This is a genomic window from Veillonella parvula (assembly GCF_902810435.1).
Classification (GTDB): domain Bacteria; phylum Bacillota; class Negativicutes; order Veillonellales; family Veillonellaceae; genus Veillonella.
Map to the genome: position 1 here is coordinate 909,989 of NZ_LR778174.1, position 17,181 is coordinate 927,169.

17 protein-coding genes are annotated in these 17,181 nt (G+C 38.3%); all 17 read left to right on the forward strand.

The window, feature by feature from the left end; genetic code table 11:
• The first annotated feature begins 38 nt into the window (after positions 1-38).
• The 17 genes from cobI to mraY all read left to right on the forward strand — a co-directional run bounded on the left by cobI (position 39) and on the right by mraY (position 17,110).
• Positions 39-746 (forward strand): precorrin-2 C(20)-methyltransferase, encoded by a 708-nt coding sequence (gene cobI, locus FNLLGLLA_RS04015; protein ID WP_077708518.1) that lies wholly within the window; start codon positions 39-41, stop codon positions 744-746.
• Between the two features lie 29 nt (positions 747-775).
• Positions 776-2,152 carry a cobyrinate a,c-diamide synthase gene (locus tag FNLLGLLA_RS04020; protein WP_077708517.1) on the forward strand — a complete coding sequence of 459 codons (1,377 nt, stop codon included), beginning with the start codon at positions 776-778 and terminating at the stop codon, positions 2,150-2,152.
• A 171-nt stretch (positions 2,153-2,323) separates the two neighbouring features.
• Positions 2,324-2,866, forward strand: a complete 543-nt coding sequence (cobO, locus tag FNLLGLLA_RS04025; RefSeq protein ID WP_077708516.1) for a cob(I)yrinic acid a,c-diamide adenosyltransferase — start codon at positions 2,324-2,326, stop codon at positions 2,864-2,866.
• Between the two features lie 139 nt (positions 2,867-3,005).
• A complete protein-coding gene (locus tag FNLLGLLA_RS04030; protein ID WP_004696242.1) occupies positions 3,006-3,395 on the forward strand; it encodes a class II SORL domain-containing protein in 390 nt (129 codons plus the stop codon).
• A gap of 319 nt (positions 3,396-3,714) precedes the next feature.
• The gene (locus FNLLGLLA_RS04035) at positions 3,715-4,944 is read left to right on the forward strand and encodes an aspartate kinase (RefSeq protein ID WP_004696945.1); all 1,230 of its coding nucleotides are present in this window, start codon (positions 3,715-3,717) and stop codon (positions 4,942-4,944) included.
• A 7-nt stretch (positions 4,945-4,951) separates the two neighbouring features.
• On the forward strand, positions 4,952-5,269 hold the full coding sequence (locus FNLLGLLA_RS04040; RefSeq protein WP_004696238.1) for a hypothetical protein: 318 nt from the start codon (positions 4,952-4,954) through the stop codon (positions 5,267-5,269).
• 182 nt (positions 5,270-5,451) lie between these two features.
• A complete protein-coding gene (tnpA, locus tag FNLLGLLA_RS04045) occupies positions 5,452-5,916 on the forward strand; it encodes an IS200/IS605 family transposase (RefSeq protein WP_038125930.1) in 465 nt (154 codons plus the stop codon).
• A 243-nt stretch (positions 5,917-6,159) separates the two neighbouring features.
• Positions 6,160-9,069, forward strand: a complete 2,910-nt coding sequence (locus tag FNLLGLLA_RS04050; RefSeq protein WP_156697602.1) for an insulinase family protein — start codon at positions 6,160-6,162, stop codon at positions 9,067-9,069.
• A gap of 80 nt (positions 9,070-9,149) precedes the next feature.
• Positions 9,150-10,124: a tRNA glutamyl-Q(34) synthetase GluQRS gene (gluQRS, locus tag FNLLGLLA_RS04055; RefSeq protein WP_156697601.1), complete on the forward strand. Its 975-nt coding sequence runs from the start codon at positions 9,150-9,152 to the stop codon at positions 10,122-10,124.
• 132 nt (positions 10,125-10,256) lie between these two features.
• Positions 10,257-10,631 carry a CoA-binding protein gene (locus FNLLGLLA_RS04060; RefSeq protein WP_156697600.1) on the forward strand — a complete coding sequence of 125 codons (375 nt, stop codon included), beginning with the start codon at positions 10,257-10,259 and terminating at the stop codon, positions 10,629-10,631.
• A gap of 9 nt (positions 10,632-10,640) precedes the next feature.
• Positions 10,641-10,961, forward strand: coding sequence for a thioredoxin (trxA, locus tag FNLLGLLA_RS04065; protein WP_004696229.1), 321 nt, complete (start codon positions 10,641-10,643; stop codon positions 10,959-10,961).
• Positions 10,962-11,367: 406 nt separating this feature from the next.
• A complete protein-coding gene (gene mraZ, locus FNLLGLLA_RS04070) occupies positions 11,368-11,799 on the forward strand; it encodes a division/cell wall cluster transcriptional repressor MraZ (RefSeq protein ID WP_004696227.1) in 432 nt (143 codons plus the stop codon).
• A 9-nt stretch (positions 11,800-11,808) separates the two neighbouring features.
• Positions 11,809-12,741: a 16S rRNA (cytosine(1402)-N(4))-methyltransferase RsmH gene (rsmH, locus tag FNLLGLLA_RS04075; protein ID WP_156697599.1), complete on the forward strand. Its 933-nt coding sequence runs from the start codon at positions 11,809-11,811 to the stop codon at positions 12,739-12,741.
• 21 nt (positions 12,742-12,762) lie between these two features.
• Complete coding sequence (gene ftsL, locus FNLLGLLA_RS04080; RefSeq protein ID WP_004697156.1) at positions 12,763-13,167, forward strand: cell division protein FtsL; 405 nt, start codon at positions 12,763-12,765, stop codon at positions 13,165-13,167.
• Positions 13,168-13,222: 55 nt separating this feature from the next.
• On the forward strand, positions 13,223-14,707 hold the full coding sequence (locus tag FNLLGLLA_RS04085) for a UDP-N-acetylmuramoyl-L-alanyl-D-glutamate--2,6-diaminopimelate ligase (RefSeq protein ID WP_156697598.1): 1,485 nt from the start codon (positions 13,223-13,225) through the stop codon (positions 14,705-14,707).
• 1 nt (position 14,708) lies between these two features.
• Entirely contained in the window at positions 14,709-16,067 is a 1,359-nt protein-coding gene (locus FNLLGLLA_RS04090) for a UDP-N-acetylmuramoyl-tripeptide--D-alanyl-D-alanine ligase (RefSeq protein WP_156697597.1), read from the forward strand.
• A gap of 56 nt (positions 16,068-16,123) precedes the next feature.
• Positions 16,124-17,110, forward strand: coding sequence for a phospho-N-acetylmuramoyl-pentapeptide-transferase (gene mraY / locus FNLLGLLA_RS04095; RefSeq protein ID WP_156697596.1), 987 nt, complete (start codon positions 16,124-16,126; stop codon positions 17,108-17,110).
• The last annotated feature ends 71 nt before the right edge of the window (positions 17,111-17,181 follow it).

Here is a 17,181-nt window from a genome sequence, read left to right on the forward strand (position 1 = left end):
TTATAAATAGAGTGTGACTATAAGAATAGGAGATACCCATGAAAGGTAAATTATATGGTATTGGCGTAGGCCCTGGCGATTCTGAATTAATGACTGTGAAAGCTGCTCGCATCGTAGGTGAAGCAGATATTATCATCACACCTAAAACAGAAAAAAAAGATGGTTCCGTAGCCCTTGATATTGCATCCCCATATATTCAAGAACATACAGAAATCGTTCCCGTAGTATTCCCAATGGTATTGGATGATTCTACACAGGAGGAAGGTTGGCAAGAGGCTAAACGCATTATCTTGTCTTACTTAGATGAAGGTAAAAGTGTTGTATTCTTAACATTGGGTGACCCGATGTTCTATAGTACATATATGTATGTATATCGTTTGATTGAAAATACAGGTCATGAAATTGAAACAATTCCTGGTGTGACTGCATTCTGTGCTATCGGATCTCACCTTGGCTATCCAATTGTAGAGAAGGAAGAGGTATTGGCCATCGTTCCAGCTACAGCGCCTAAAGAAAAAATCGATGCTGTATTAGCTGTTGCAGATGATGCAGTTATCATGAAGGTATATAAAAACTTTGATGAAGTACAAGAAACCTTGATTAAACATAATATGGCAGATGATGCGGTTATGATTAGCCGTGTAGGCTTGCCTGATGAGCAAGTATTTATAGGTTTAGATAATATGCCAAAAGATACTAAACTCAACTACTTATCTACAATTCTTGCAAAACGCAAGGATCGTTAACAAACACATCGTATTACGAGGTAATATCTATGAACACAGTACAGATTCCACGTGTTGTCATTGCTGGCACTAATTCTGGTGTTGGTAAAACAACTATCGTAGCGGGCTTATTGGCCGCTTATGCAAATGGTGGACGTACGGTGCAATCCTTTAAAGTGGGCCCGGATTATATTGATCCGGGCTTTCATAAAATTGCATCCGGCCGTGACAGTTATAATTTAGATACGTGGCTCGTGCCACCTCATAAATTAAATCCTTTCTTTGCTACTATGGCGCACGATGTAGACCTTGCCATTATTGAAGGTGTTATGGGCCTTTATGATGGTGGGCGAGAAGGTGTTAGCTCTACAGCTCAAATTGCTAAACAGTTAAATGCACCAGTGGTGCTCGTTATTGATTGCAAGGCTATGGGTGAAAGTGCGGCTGCTATTGCAAAAGGTTTCCGTGATTATGACCCAGAGGTAAACTTTGGCGGTGTCATCTTGAACCGCTTAGGCTCAGCTAATCATGAGCGTATGGTTCGTGAAGGGATGGATAAAATTGGCGTACCTGTTATTGGTGCCATTTATCGTGATGATCGTATGCATTCTCCAGAACGTCATTTAGGACTTACACCGGTTACTGAAATTGATCCAACAGAGGCGATTAATACGATTCGAGAAGCTGTTGAGAAAATGGTAAATCTCGATGCACTATTGGAAATTGCTACTAATGCACCAACTATCGAACTACCAGATGCTATAGATGTTAAAACAATTGAAAAACGTGTGAAAATCGGTGTAGCTTATGATGAGGCGTTCTCTTTTTACTATCCAGCTAGTCTTGCTGCGTTAGAGGAAAAAGGGGCTGAGCTTGTTTATTTTAGTCCGCTTAATGATTCGGTAATTCCTGATGTAGACGGACTTGTATTTGGGGGTGGCTTCCCAGAAATGTTTTTATTCCAGTTATCTAGCAATGAGTCTATGAAGGAATCCATTCGCCAAGCTAATGCACAAGGTATGCCTATTTATGCCGAATGTGGTGGCCTTATGTATCTTTGTGAAAGCATTCATGACTTTGAAGGTTTTGTATATAAAACTGTAGGTATTGTACCTGCCAATTGTGTGATGCAACAAAAGCTTCAAAAGGTGGGGTATGTTACAGCAACTGCAAAGAGAGATACTTTATTAGGCGCTATGAATACAGCTATTCGTGGTCATGAGTTTCATTTCTCTACAATGGAGCCAACTATAGATGACTTCCCATGGGCTTTTCATTTAGAAGGAGGCCGTAAACCTCAATCGTATGACGGCGGCTATGCAACAAAAAATGTATTAGCTTCTTACTTACATTTGAACTTTGCTGGCTCTGATGAAGGGGCACAACACTTTGTTGATACATGTGCTACTTATAAAGCTCAAAAGTAATTGATGTATTTAATCGGTTTATATCATTAAGTATTATCGCAATTACATTTATAAGTATTATCGTAAATACATTCATAAGTATTGTTGCGATTACATAGCTAAGTACTAGTGAGATGTTATTGATTGGGAATAGTTAGTTCTAAGGGGCAGGTTCGTATTAAAGGAGCTATTATGAATGAACGAGGTTTAATTCTAGTTAATACAGGCAATGGTAAAGGTAAAACAACAGCTGCTTTAGGTGTTGTTTTGCGTGCTGTTGGACAAGGTTTCAAGGTTCTTATATTACAATTTATTAAGAGCGGCAATGGCTATGGTGAATTGGCAGGTCTCGCTAAACTAGGTGATCAAGTTGAAATTCGCTCTATGGGAAAAGGCTTTATTTACTATAAACGGGATGAAGTTGGGGAAGCTGAGCTTTCTCGTCACAAAGAAGCAGCACAAGTCGCTTGGCGTACATTAGTAGAGGAAGTAAATTCCGACAAATGGGATCTAATTGTTATGGATGAAATAAATAATGCCATTAATTATGAGCTTATCGATGTGCACTCTGTAGTGGAAATGCTTAAAAATAAGCCAAAAAGACTTCATGTTGTTTTGACGGGGCGTTATGCTAAACCTGAAATCATTGATATGGCGGATACTGTAACAGAAATGAAGGTAGTAAAGCATGCTTATGAAAAGGGCATAAAAGCTGCTAAAGGAATAGAATTTTGATTTAATTCAAAAAAATCGAAAAAAATCGAAAAAGAACTTGCTAAAACTATATCGAAAATGTATAATATAGTCATAAGCACAGAGGTGCTCAATATTCTTGACATTAAGTATGTATATAAGACTAACCAGGAGGTTAACTATGGCTGTACATGATTACATTAAATCTGGCGATTTCGCTACTGAAAAACACGTTCCTGTTATCGAAACAGTTGACACTGTAAAAGCAGGTGAAACATTCCACGTTACTTTATCCGTAGGTAAAGACATTGCACATCCAAACACTGTAGAACATCACATTGATTGGATTAAATTGTACTTCGTAGCTGAAGGCACTCAATTACCATTCGAAGTTGGCGCTATCGAGTTCAACGTTCATGGTGACGGTGCAACTGCAAACGAAGGTCCTGTAGCAGCAGTTTCTGAAGGTACTTTAGCAGTAGCTTTGAAAAAATCTGGTAAATTGATCGCTGTTTCCTACTGCAATATCCACGGTTTGTGGGAATCCGAAAAAGATATCGTAGTTGCTTAATTAACTATTACAACTAATAAAGACCAGTCCTAGGGCTGGTCTTTTTGTATATCTATGTGTTCACATAGTTTAATAATGAGGCAAAGTTAAACTTTTAATAGTAGATATTTAATGGCATTATGGCTAATACATGTTAGGATTGTTTAATGCATATTCATAATATTATAGACATATTATTTGATTTTTAATGTCCGCATAAAAAGGAGTTTTGTATCACTCCAGTGGATTAATTGCTGTACATCCCTTTACAGTGCTATTTGTTTGTGGTAAAGTATATGCATATTGATATTTAGTAAACATAGTTAAATGAGGGATTATTGTGGCCTTAATCGTTAAAAAATTTGGTGGTAGTTCCGTAGCTACACCAGAAAAAATATTTAATATTGTTGATCGCGTTCTTCGTGAGAAGCAAGCTGACGATAAAATCGTTCTTGTTGTATCTGCTATGGGTGATACAACTGATGACTTGGTGGCCTTAGCTAAACAAGTTACATCCAAGCCGTATGGTCGCGAAATGGACCGCTTGTTGTCTACCGGTGAACAAGTAACAATTGCATTGATGGCAATGGCTTTTAACGAACGTGGTCAGGAATCTGTATCCTTAACAGGTGATCAAGCAGGTATCACAAGTAGTGATACGTTTAATAAAGGTCGCATTTTGGGCGTTGATCCTAATCGTGTGTTTGAAGCTTTGGATGAAGGTAAAATTGTGGTAGTTGCTGGTTTCCAAGGTATAACTGAATATGGTGATATGGTGACATTAGGCCGTGGTGGCTCTGATACAACAGCTGTTGCATTGGCAGGTGCTATGAAAGCGGATGTATGTGAGATTTTTACGGACGTAGACGGCGTATATTCTACAGATCCTCGCGTGGCGAAGGAAGCTTTCAAATTAGAAGAAGTAACGTATGGCGAAATGCTTGAGATGGCACGCCTTGGTGCAGGTGTAATGCAGCCGCGTGCCGTAGAAATGGGTTTCCGTTATGGTGTACCTATTCATGTACGTTCTACATTTAGTGATAAACCAGGTACTATTATTCGGGAGGATTATACTGTGGAAGCAAATAAACACGTAATTACTGGCGTAGCTGATGATACAAATACAGCAAAAGTAGCTCTTGTAGGCGTTGAAAATAAACCAGGTGTTGCAGCGACTGTATTCAAAGCATTAGCTGCTAGAAACGTTGACGTAGATATGATTGTTCAATCTATCCGTTCCGTGGGAGAACCAAAAACTGATCTTATCTTTACAGTAGCTATGGATGATGTGGTATTAGCTCGAGAAGTATTAGAAGAATTACAAAAAGCAGTAGATATTGAAGCTGTTAATATTGACGAAAAAATGGCGAAAGTTTCCATTATTGGTGCAGGCATGTTAGGACAACCTGGTGTAGCTGCGCAAATGTTTGATATCTTGAGCCAAGAAGGTATCAATATTGAAATCATTTCTACTTCTGAAATTAGTATTTCTTGTCTTGTTGCTGAAGATCGCGTAAAAGATGCTGTTCGTGTAATTCATAATGGCTTATTGTTAGATCAACGAGGTTAATCACTGCATGGATAGTCTACGTAGTTTTATGGATGAAATGCTCAATGACCAAGGTCGTAAGGAAGGTTTCATTAGCGATCTACTAGGAAATCTAAAAAATCAGCCTATTCCAACATTGGAACAAGCTCAAACTGGTTATACAACAATGAGTAATTTACATGGTATCTTCTATGATTACGATAAGTCTGAGGTTACTATTACTTACAAGGTTGTACCAGATATGTATCAACCATATACATTGAGTTTTATACAATTCGAAGCCGTGTTAGAAGGCTTATTAACCTTGCGTCGTAATCAAAAGTGGCAGATGCAACATAATAAATAATATGAACCCCATGGGTATACTTGCCTATGGGGTTTTGTAATTGTACGCCGAATAGGCATGACTAAACCCCCAGTTAAACTGGGGGTCAGTAAAATTTCTTAGAGAAAAGGAAAGAACCTCCTAGTGCTAAAATGGAGTTGGTCTGGCAACCACAACATTTCAACATAGGAGGTTCAATGTCAATGAATGACGTAAAAAGCTTATCACATAGTAAATGGAGATGTAAATATCATATTGTTTTTGCTCCAAAGTATAGAAGGCAAATAATTTATGGTCGGATAAAAGCTGATGTAGGTAAAATTCTAAGAGATTTATGTAAGAGAAAAAATGTAGAAATTATCGAGGCAGAATGCTGTCCGGATCATATACATATGCTAGTAACAATTCCACCACATTTAAGCGTATCAAGTTTTATGGGATATTTAAAAAGCAAAAGTAGCCTCATGATATTCGATAAACACGCAAATTTAAAATATAAGTATGGAAATAGACATTTTTGGTGTAGAGGATATTATGTGGATACGGTGGGAAGATATGAAGGAGCGATAAAAGAGTATATTCGCAATCAGTTACAAGAAGATATAGCACAAGATACATTAAACTTTAAAGAATATACCGACCCGTTTACGGGTGAGCCGGTAAAATAGGCAAAATAAAAGCCCCCGAGTAGGGGGCAGCCAGTGGTAATAGAGTGGTTGTCAGATCATTCAATGCCCTCTTTAGAGGGCCACCACTAGAGAAAGACCCTTATAGGGTCAGGGCAAACCACCCGTTCTACGGGTGGTTATGATTCGATAATTATTCTTAACATCTATATATAGAGTCATCGATATGATATAATAAATTATTCAGAGAGAAATCATTATATTAGTATAGAAAGAAGGGACAGCATGGAAATAAATAAGGTTTATTCTGGCTTTCGCCTTGACCGCATTGAGCGCATTGATGAGATCAATGGTACCGCTTATGAAATGAAACATGAAAAGTCTGGTGCTCGTTTAATTTATATTGATTCACCAGATTCTAATAAAGTATTCAATATCGCTTTTAGAACAACACCACATAATAGTACTGGTGTGGCACATATTATGGAACATTCCGTTTTATGTGGTTCTCGTAAGTTTCCTTTAAAAGAGCCATTTGTTGAGCTTGTTAAAGGATCTTTAAACACGTTCTTAAACGCTATGACTTACCCTGATAAAACAATGTATCCTGTAGCCAGTAAGAATGATAAAGACTTCCACAACTTGATGGACGTATATCTTGATGCTGTATTGTATCCACGCGTTCGTGAAGATGCGGAAATCGTAATGCAAGAAGGTTGGCATTATGAATTAGATAGTGCGGACGATGAACTTACCTATAAAGGTGTTGTATTTAATGAGATGAAGGGGGTTTATTCCTCTCCGGATTCCGTTCTAGAACGCCAAATGATGCGTGAACTTTTCCCAGATACCACTTATGGTGTTGATTCTGGTGGAGATCCTGACCATATTACAGACTTAACTTATGAAGAGTTCCAAGAGTTCTATCGAGTTCATTATCATCCGTCCAATAGTTATATCTTCCTTTATGGTGATATGAATATTGAAGAGCAATTGGCATTCTTGAATGATGAGTACTTAAGTCATTTTGATGCTATTGAGGTTAATACAGAGGTTGGTATACAAACTCCATTTACAAAAGGTAAGGTGGTAAGCTATCCATATAGCGTAGGTTCTGAAGAGCCAACAGACAACCGAACTTTACATTCCTTTGCCTATGTTTTACCTGATGTAACGCCTGAGCATAGCTTGGCTTTTGAGGTATTAACACATGCATTGTTGACATCTCCTGCGGCTCCTCTTAAACAGGCTTTGGTGAAAGCAGGTATTGGCTCTGATGTGAGTGGCTATTATCTTGATAGTATTCGTCAACCTTTGTGGACCGTGCAAGCAACTGGTTCCAATCTCGATAAACAAGCTGAGTTGCAACGCATTGTGGAGTCTACATTGCAAGAACTTTGTGATAATGGTTTAGATAAAGAATTATTAGAAGCTTCCTTGAATAGCATTGAGTTTGCTCTTCGTGAAAGTGACTTTGGAGGTCGGCCAATTGGTTTAGCGTATGTTATCCGTATGATGGATAACTGGCTATATGACAATGATCCACTCGAGTTATTACACTACGAAGAAGCATTAGTGAATATTCGTAAGGGCTTATCCGGTACGTACTTTGAAGATTTAATTCGTCAATCTATCTTAAATAACAATCATAAAGTGCTTGTTTCTATTTATCCTGAACGGGGTCTTCAAGAGCGCAAGGATGCAGAGGTTAAAGAACATTTAGCTTCTGTAAAAGCTAAGATGTCTCCAGAAGAAATCGAAGCAATTGTAGAGCAAACAAAACGACTTAAACTTCGTCAAGAGGCTCCAGATAGCGACGAAGCGTTAGCATCGATACCATTGCTTGAATTATCAGATTTAAATCCTAATATTGAAGAGGTAGAACGTCGTGAAAGTAAAATTGGCAACACTACAGTACATTTTGTGCCTACTTTCACAAAAGGCATCAACTATGTAGGGCTTTACTTTAATTTAAGCTGTCTTACAGAAGATGAATTGTTCTACGCCGATATTTTAAGTGATATTATTGGTCGTATTGACACATCTGAACGTGGCTATGAAGCATTGGCGAAAGATATCAATATGAATCTTGGTGGTTTAAGCTCAGATATTACGGCTATTAGCAAAGATGGTAAGCGTGATGAATTTACGCCTCTCATGATTGTTCGAGCTAAAGCCTTGCATTCCAAATTACCTGACTTATGCCGTTTGATTAACGAAGTAGTACAAAAAGCAGATTATAGCGACGATAGACGCTTGACCGAACTTGTTCAAGAAAGCAAAGCTATTTGGGATAATGAAGCATTCCGTCGTGGCAACTCCATTGTAAGTCAACGTGTTATGGCACAAGTATCTGCAGTTGGTAAATTTAGAGATAATGGTAACTTTGGTTACTATCAAAAGATTAGTGAATTGGCTTCTAATCCTGCGGCATTACCATTATTGCCAGAAAAATTAGCTGATGTGGCTCGTAAGATTTTCCGCGCTAATAATGTGGATATCATGTTCGTTGGTGAAGAAGGCGAATTAGAAGCCTTTGAAAATCTCATGAAACCATTGATTGAAACCTGGGATACTACTGACTTAAGTAATGATACATTAAAGATTACACGTTTGTCTGGTAATGATGGTATCGTTACAGCTGGTAAGGTTCAATACGTAGCTCAAGGTGGTAACTTTGTAGACCATGGGTATAAACACGTAGGCCCAATGAGTGTATTGGAAACGATTTTACGCTATGAATATCTATGGATTCGCATTCGTGTACAAGGTGGTGCTTACGGTGCCTTTGCAAACTTCTATGACGATGGTAATATGATTTTCTGTAGCTATCGCGATCCAAACTTGGTAGAAACATTAAATGTATATAAAGAATTACCTCAATACCTTCGTGAGTTTACGTTGACTGATCGTGAGATGCGTAAATATATTATCGGTACTATGAGCTCCTTGGACTTGCCTATGACTCCTGCGTTGCGTGGTCCACGTGCGATGGGGATGTATTTTAGCGGTGCTAAACTAGAGGATAAGGTAGAGTTTCGTAAACAAGTTATCGCTTGTAAGCCAGAGGATATCGTTGCTTTAGCAGATGTGGTTGAACCAGTGTTGAAGGACAATCATATTTGTACAATGGGGAACGAACAAAAAATTAAAGACGCTGGTAAGGTATTCGATAACATTATTTCTCTAGGATAATCGTTTTATATCATGTATAGTGGCATATTCTGTGTAAGTTTACGGGATATGCCACTTGTTTTGTACTGTAGGAGGGCATCATGAAAGGTCGATTTGCTCCAAGCCCCACAGGATATATCCATCTCGGAAATGTATGGATAGCCCTCTTATCTTATGTTTCTACGAAGCAACAAAAAGGGCAGTATGTTGTGCGAATGGAGGATATAGACATCCAACGCTCTAAACGTGAGTTAGGGGAATCTCTATTAGATGATTTAGAGTGGCTAGGCTTTGAATGGGATGAAGGGCCTCGTGTTGGTGGACCAGAATCAACATATTGGCAAAGTGAACGACAAACATATTATGGAGACGTATTAGAACATTTTGCATCAGAAAAACTAATTTATCCTTGCTTTTGTAATCGCACAAGATTGCATTCTATTGCTTCGGCGCCCCATGTAGGAGAGGTAGTACATCGATATGATGGTCATTGCCGTCATCTAGAGGATAAATTGATAAAAGAGTTTATGATGTCTAAGGAGCCATCTTTGCGTTTAGCCGTTAATTCCTGTGATATAGATTTTGTAGATCGTTGGAAAGGCTTTCAACATATTCATTTGGAAGGTGAATTAGATGATTATGTATTGCGTCGTGGTGACGGTATGTATGCCTATAATTTAGCTGTTGTACTGGATGATATTGCTATGGGGATAACAGAGGTCATTCGTGGAGATGATTTACTAGAGACTACGGGGCAGCAAATATATTTATATAAAACATTACAAACCAGTTTCAAATCTAAAAATATACAACTACCTTCTTATGGGCATGCTCCATTATTAATTGATTCTGAAGGGCACAGATTATCTAAGCGACAAAAGAGTATTACTATTCGTGAATTACGTGAAAATCAATGGTCTCCTAATAGGATTTTAGGTGAGCTGGCTATTGTAGGGGGCTTAGTTGAAGCTCATACATTAAGTCGTAGAGAAATCAGTTTATCTGAATTAATTGAGATTGATTTAAATTTACCTAGTCTTAGTCAAAAAGCGATTGAGATAGAAATCAAAGAATAGAGCAAAAAAATAGTATTGCTTTATGTTATAGGATGTTTGCTAAAAGAGAATAATTCTTTAACCATATAATTCGATATAATATATTGACAATATTCGATATTTATTTATAATAGTATATAAGAGGTGGTCGAAATGACAATTCAACAAGCTTTAAATCAAAAAGTATGGGCCGTTATTGGAGCTACCCATAAAACCGAAAAGTTCGGTTATAAGATTTATAAATGTCTTAAAGATCACGGATATGAAGTATATCCAGTCAATCCTAATATTGCAGAAATAGATGGAGACACTTGTTACTCTAGTCTTTCTGCACTTCCCGTTGTGCCTGCTGTGGTAGATTTTGTTGTACCAGAAGCAGTAGGGTTAGCTGCACTTGATGAATGCAAAGAACTTGGCATTTCTGTTGTGTGGTTGCAACCGGGGGCGGATAAACCATCTGTTGTTGAAAAAGCACATGCTTTAGATCTGCATGTCATTCAAGATTGTGTATTAGTTCAATTACCGTAGGAGGGTACAATGAGCGAATTAAAAGATTTAAAAACTGCTGAATATCAAGATTTAGTAAACCAAGGTGGTGTTACTGTTGTTGACTTCTGGGCTCCATGGTGCGGTTATTGCGTACGTATGATGCCAATCATTGAAGAAATTGCAGGTGAGCTTGAAGGTAAAGCTAACTTTGTAAAAGTAAACGCTGATGAAGAACCAGAATTAGCACGTAACTTACAAGTTGAAGTATTGCCTACATTCGTTATCTTAAAAGATGGTGAAGTAGTAGACCGTAAAATTGGTTTCTTGCCTAAAGGCGATCTTCAAGCGGCTATCGAATCTAAATTCTAATATTATAGATCAAAACTATATAAATAGAGGCAAAACCTCATCAATGTATTGTTGTACATTGATGAGGTTTTTTTGTGCTTTTTTAATATAGACCTAAATATATTTAACGTTTATGAATTACTAAACATAATACATTGAGTTGCTAAACATAATACATCTAAAAGTGGGGTTTATGTCCATTTAAGGCGTGGTATTTCATCATTGTGGTAGAGAGTGGTTTAAATTGATTAGTTTTAAATATTTAATCGAACATATGTATTGTAGAAAAGTGGAGAAAAATAGAGATTAAACAAGAAAAATATAAAAAAGTGGGATAAAAATGGATTTTTTGTTGTAGAAGGTGGGGAATTGTGGTAGAATTTACCATATAGTGGTGGATAAGAAATAGAGAAAGGCGGTGATACGTATGTTCATGGGTGAATATAATCACACCATTGATACAAAAGGGCGGATGATTATACCTGCGAAAATACGTGAACAACTAGGCGATTTGTGCATCGTTACAAAAGGCCTAGATAACTGCTTGGCTATTTACACCGAAGAGGCATGGAAGAAAATTTCCACTGCTTTACAATCACAATCTTCCACTAAAGCTAGCGTGCGTGCCTTAAAACGTTTTGTTTTTGGTAGTGCTGCTGAGCTTGAATATGATAAACAAGGTCGTGTCCTCATTCCTGTACCACTACGTGAATATGCAAGCCTCGATAAACAGGCTGTTATTGTAGGTGCTGGAGACCACGTTGAAATTTGGAGCCGTGAAAAATACGATTTCTATGATGAGCAAGTGGCTGAAAGCATGGAAGAATTAGTTGAAGGGCTTGAAGGGATTATGTTATAGGAGGCTATGATGGAATTTAATCATACTAGCGTACTCTTACGTGAAACGGTGGACTCCGTCGTAACTAATCCAAAAGGTATTTATGTGGACTGTACCCTTGGTGGGGCAGGACATGCTCATGCAGTGGGCGAGATGCTAGATCCAGAAGGCATGATTATAGGTTTAGATCAGGATGAAGATGCTTTGAGTGTAGCTCGACAGCGTTTATCTGATTTGAAATGTCAGGTGTTAACGATACCTACAAACTTTTCTAACTTAAAAGAAGCCCTCCAAAATGCAGGCATTTATGAAGTCGATGGTTTTATATTTGATCTTGGAGTATCCAGCTATCAACTAGATACTCCTGAACGAGGTTTTTCATATATGAATGATGGACCTCTTGATATGCGAATGGATAAAGATGCACCTCTCACGGCAGAGGAAATTGTCAATGAATATGACAGCGAACAATTACTGCAAATTATCCATGATTATGGGGAGGAACGATGGGCTAAACGAATTGTCGAGTTTATTGTTGAAGCACGTCAAGAAAAAAGAATTACTACTACTGGTGAGTTAGTTAGAATTATTAAGAATGCAATACCTGCAAAGGCGCGACAAGATGGACCTCATCCGGCAAAACGGACGTTTCAGGCCATACGTATTGAAGTAAATAGAGAATTAGCAATTTTGCATGATAGTTTTGTAGATGCTGTATCAATGTTAAAACCAAAGGGAAAGATTGGAGTTATTACATTCCACTCCTTGGAAGATCGAATTACAAAGCAAACTTTTAAAGAGTTAAGTACTGCATGTATATGTCCTCCACAATTGCCTGTGTGTGTTTGTAATCACAAGGCAGTTGTAAAGGCAAAGAATAAGGCTATAGAGCCAAGTATAGGGGAGATTGAAGTTAATCCGAGAGCTAGAAGCGCTAAATTGCGCGTAGCAGTAAAGTTGTAGATTTGGAAGGGGTTAAGTGTTATGTTAGCTAGAAAGGCTGTTGTGGGCCAAGTAAAAGGTGATATGTTGGTTATTGCACAAGGGAGAAGACGTAGTGCAAACGTAGCTTTAGATTTAAGCCCTATGATGTGGCAAGTTGTATATGGTATTGCTGCATTAGTTGCATGTTTGCTTATCATGATGGTTATGAATGCATATAGTACAAAGTTGGGCTATGAGGTAGTTAAAACACAGCAAGCTGTAGTACAATTAACAAAAGATAACGATGCATTGGACGTTGAAGTGGCTTCCTTGAAGTCTCCTGTACGTATCCAACAAATCGCAGAAGAACAACTAGGAATGGTTTTGCCTGATTCTTTTGTTTATAGCACAAAAAGCGCTGTTACTGAACGTAATGTACAAGAGAAACAGCAAATTATAGACTAGCAGGCGAAGCAGCTCGTATTGGGCTGCTTTCCTTTGCGTGTAAAGGAGATTGTATATGAAACACTTACAAGATATAGTAAAAACCTTACATGCACCGCATGTAGAAGGTAATACAGCTGTTGAAATTTTAGATGTAACCGCTGATTCTCGTGCTGTAAAAGCAGGTAGTTTATTTATTGCTTTAGATGGTGCTACTGTCGATGGACATGACTATGTTAATAAAGCTGTTGAGGCTGGGGCAGTAGCCGTATTAGTATCTAAACCTGTTGAGGTAAATAGTGATGTTTGTGTTATCACTGTTGAAGATACACGTGCGGCTATGATGTCCTGTGTGCCATACTTTTTTGATTATCCAGCCAATTCCATGCGCATGATTGGTGTTACTGGTACTAATGGTAAAACGACTACAACTCATATGATTCGTCATATTTTGAAAGCTCAAGGTCATAAGGTCGGTGTGATTGGTACGGTTCATATCATGATTGGCGATACATCATATCCGATTCATAACACGACCCCTGACGTAGTAGATTTACAGCATATTTTGCATCAAATGGTAGAAGAGGGTGTTACACATTGTGTAATGGAAGTATCTTCTCATGCGTTGGCTTTAGGACGCGTAACTGGTGTTGAGTATGATACGGCAGTGTTTACAAATCTTACACAAGATCATTTAGACTTTCACAAAACATTTGAAAATTACTTGGCAGCTAAATGTAAACTATTTGAACAGGTTAGCAAGCCAAACCAAGTAAAATCTGGTAAGGGTGCTGTCATCAATATTGATGATGCCTATGGACATCGGGTTGTTGAAAAAACTACAGCCCCTATCATTACCTATAGTATTGATGGTAGCGGCACATTGAATGCTCATGACGTTGATATGACGCCAAAGTCTAGCCGTTACACGGTATCTTATGATGGTCATGACTATACAGTTGCAATGAATACGACTGGCTTGTTTAATGTGTATAATACATTAGCAGCTATTGGTGCCTGCCTATTAGAAGGTATTTCCATGGAAGACATCGATAAAGCGTTGAAAACATTTAGTGCTGTACCTGGTCGTTTTGAATTGATTGAAGAAGGTCAACCATTTGCTGTTGTTGTAGACTATGCACATACACCAGATGGGTTAGAAAATATTTTACAAACAGCAAAGGCTATTCAAGAAAATCGTATTATTGTAGTCTTTGGCTGTGGCGGTGACCGAGATGCAACGAAACGCCCTATTATGGGACGCATTGCGGCACAATACGGTGATGTTGTGTATGTTACATCTGATAATCCGCGTACAGAGGATCCTGTACAAATTGTTAAAGATGTGGAAGTAGGCGTTAAAGACGGCCTTCGAGAAGGAACCCACTATGAAGTTATCGTTGATCGTCGAGAAGCGATTCAACATGCTATACAACATGCAAAACCTGGGGATATTGTACTCATTGCAGGTAAGGGGCATGAGGATTACCAAATCTTAAAGGATAAAACGATTCATTTTGATGATCGTGAAGAGGCGCGAGCAGCCCTCAAGGAGATCTAATATGGCTGAATTTACATTGTCTCAAGTACTGGAAGCTACACAGGGGACGAGTGCACATACCGACAATATTAAGTTTTTAGATGTGTCTACTGATACAAGAACTATTGAATCAGGCTTTTTATTTGTAGCCTTAAAAGGTGATACCTTTGATGGTCATGATTTTATCAATGCGGCTATCGAAAAAGGTGCTACAGGGGCTATCGTTGAAAAAGGACGTTCTGTAGAAGGTATTGCTTGTATCGAGGTAGATAATACTTTGGTAGCATATCAAAACTTAGCACGATATCATCGCCGCCGCTTTGATATTCCTGTAGTTGCTATTACTGGTTCCTCTGGTAAAACAACGACAAAAGAAATGGTGGCAGCCGTACTTGGCACAGAATTTAATGTATTAAAAACTGAGAAAAATTTTAATAATGAAATTGGCTTACCAAAAACACTATTGCGCTTAACTGCTGAGCATGAAGCTTGTGTTGTCGAGATGGGGATGCGTGGCCTAGGCCAAATCGAGGAGCTCGCGTTGATTGCAGAACCAACGATGGGGATTATTACCAATGTTGGTACTAGTCATATCGAGCTTTTAGGTTCTCGAGAAGCCATTGCCGAAGCGAAAGGTGAGTTGATTCGTTGCTTGCCTGAAAACAGCGTGGCTATCCTCAATGAAGATGATCCATATGTAAAAGCTATGGATCGTTTAGCTAAGGGTAAAACAATTACCTATGGTATTGAACGGAATGCTACTTGTATTGGTAGCCATCTGCGCTATAAAAAAGACGGTATTAAGTTCACTTGTAAGTGTTATGATGAAGTTTTTGATATCTTCTTGCCTATGATTGGTGAACACAATGTATATGATGCATTGGCGGCTATTGTTGCAGGTCGAGTGCTAGGCATTAAATCTAACACAATTCGCAAAGGTTTGAGTGAGTTTAGTGGAACTCCAATGCGTCAAGAAATCGTCCCATTTGAAGATATTGTTATCTTAAATGATGCTTATAATGCAAACCCTTCATCCATGGCAGAAGCTATTAAAGCACTTGGTCAATTAGAAGGTAAGCGTAAAATTGCGATGCTAGGCGATATGCTTGAACTTGGTGACTTCTCTGAAGAAGCACATCGTGAAATCGGCCATTTGCTTGCTGAAGAGGGTTATAGTGTTGTATTCACCTTTGGTGATGCTGCTGCCTTCATTGCAAAGGAAGCAAAAAAAGCAGGTTTAACTACATTCCGTTGTAACAGCCATTTAGAAATGGCCAACGCATATAGTGATATTCGTGAAAAAGGGGATGTTATCCTTGTGAAAGGTTCTCGTGGTTTACGAATGGAGCGCGTTGTTGAAGAATTAAAGGATCGAGAATAATAGGTAACGGCTAGTTATATCTAGCCGTCCTATTTATTAATAAGTAGAGGATTCATATGATAAATCACATTCTATTAGCCTTCGTAGCGACTTTCATCATTACGGTAGTGCTAGGTAAAATTGCTATTCCTATGTTGCGTTCTTTGCACGCACAACAAAGTATTCGTGAAGAAGGCCCTGAAAGTCATCAAGCAAAAGCCGGTACGCCAACAATGGGTGGTGCTTTCATGATGGTGGCCCTTATTATTGGCGTGGCATTGTTTGCACCATGGAATGTGGGCACAGGAATGTTATTATTCTTAACACTGGGTCATTGTTTATTAGGTTTTTTTGATGATTTTGTAAAAGCTGTAAAAAAACGCAATCTTGGTTTAACAGCGAAGCAAAAATTACTTGGACAATTTATATTGGCTGCTGTATTCTGTTATTACATTACTGAGATTATGGTTGTTCCTACCACATTATGGATTCCTGTTGTAGATATACAATTACAATTGGGATGGGGTTATTATGTATTGGCATTTTTGATTATTGTAGGAGCTACAAATGCAGTAAATTTAACAGATGGTCTTGATGGTCTTGCTGGTGGTACATCAGCAGTGGCGGCGATAGCATTCTCTGTTATTGGTCTGATGGCTGCATCGATGACAAATTCTATCGGTGCTGAAAGTGTTGCGTACTTTGGCGCTATAATAGCAGCTGTATGTCTTGGCTTTTTGGTATATAATGTGAACCCTGCAAAAGTATTCATGGGGGATACAGGCTCTTTGGCATTAGGTGGTGCCTTTGCAGCAATGGCTATTTTGACTAAAACAGAATTGCTACTTGTGGTGATTGGTGGCATTTTTGTTATGGAAGCACTATCTGTTATTATTCAAGTTATTTCTTTCAAAACACGGGGTGTGCGTGTATTTAAGATGAGTCCTATTCATCACCATTTTGAACTTTCCGGATGGGCAGAACAAACAGTTGTTAATCGTTTCTGGTTTGGTGGAGCTGTTTTAGCCGTTATTGGTGTACTTTTAGCGACTATAACTTTATAAGATAATACTTAACGGAAGTTGTAAATAATGGTATGCTTATTAGATAGGATACATTAATTTTATAAATAATT

Coding starts and splice junctions, on each gene's coding strand:
- FNLLGLLA_RS04050 (WP_156697602.1), top strand. CDS start 6,160: ATGGAAATAAATAAGGTTTATTCTGGCTTTCGCCTTGACCGCATTGAG.
- cobO (WP_077708516.1), top strand. CDS start 2,324: ATGAATGAACGAGGTTTAATTCTAGTTAATACAGGCAATGGTAAAGGT.
- FNLLGLLA_RS04090 (WP_156697597.1), top strand. CDS start 14,709: ATGGCTGAATTTACATTGTCTCAAGTACTGGAAGCTACACAGGGGACG.
- mraY (WP_156697596.1), top strand. CDS start 16,124: ATGATAAATCACATTCTATTAGCCTTCGTAGCGACTTTCATCATTACG.
- cobI (WP_077708518.1), top strand. CDS start 39: ATGAAAGGTAAATTATATGGTATTGGCGTAGGCCCTGGCGATTCTGAA.
- FNLLGLLA_RS04085 (WP_156697598.1), top strand. CDS start 13,223: ATGAAACACTTACAAGATATAGTAAAAACCTTACATGCACCGCATGTA.
- tnpA (WP_038125930.1), top strand. CDS start 5,452: ATGAATGACGTAAAAAGCTTATCACATAGTAAATGGAGATGTAAATAT.
- FNLLGLLA_RS04020 (WP_077708517.1), top strand. CDS start 776: ATGAACACAGTACAGATTCCACGTGTTGTCATTGCTGGCACTAATTCT.
- ftsL (WP_004697156.1), top strand. CDS start 12,763: ATGTTAGCTAGAAAGGCTGTTGTGGGCCAAGTAAAAGGTGATATGTTG.
- FNLLGLLA_RS04060 (WP_156697600.1), top strand. CDS start 10,257: ATGACAATTCAACAAGCTTTAAATCAAAAAGTATGGGCCGTTATTGGA.
- gluQRS (WP_156697601.1), top strand. CDS start 9,150: ATGAAAGGTCGATTTGCTCCAAGCCCCACAGGATATATCCATCTCGGA.
- FNLLGLLA_RS04040 (WP_004696238.1), top strand. CDS start 4,952: ATGGATAGTCTACGTAGTTTTATGGATGAAATGCTCAATGACCAAGGT.
- trxA (WP_004696229.1), top strand. CDS start 10,641: ATGAGCGAATTAAAAGATTTAAAAACTGCTGAATATCAAGATTTAGTA.
- rsmH (WP_156697599.1), top strand. CDS start 11,809: ATGGAATTTAATCATACTAGCGTACTCTTACGTGAAACGGTGGACTCC.
- FNLLGLLA_RS04030 (WP_004696242.1), top strand. CDS start 3,006: ATGGCTGTACATGATTACATTAAATCTGGCGATTTCGCTACTGAAAAA.
- mraZ (WP_004696227.1), top strand. CDS start 11,368: ATGTTCATGGGTGAATATAATCACACCATTGATACAAAAGGGCGGATG.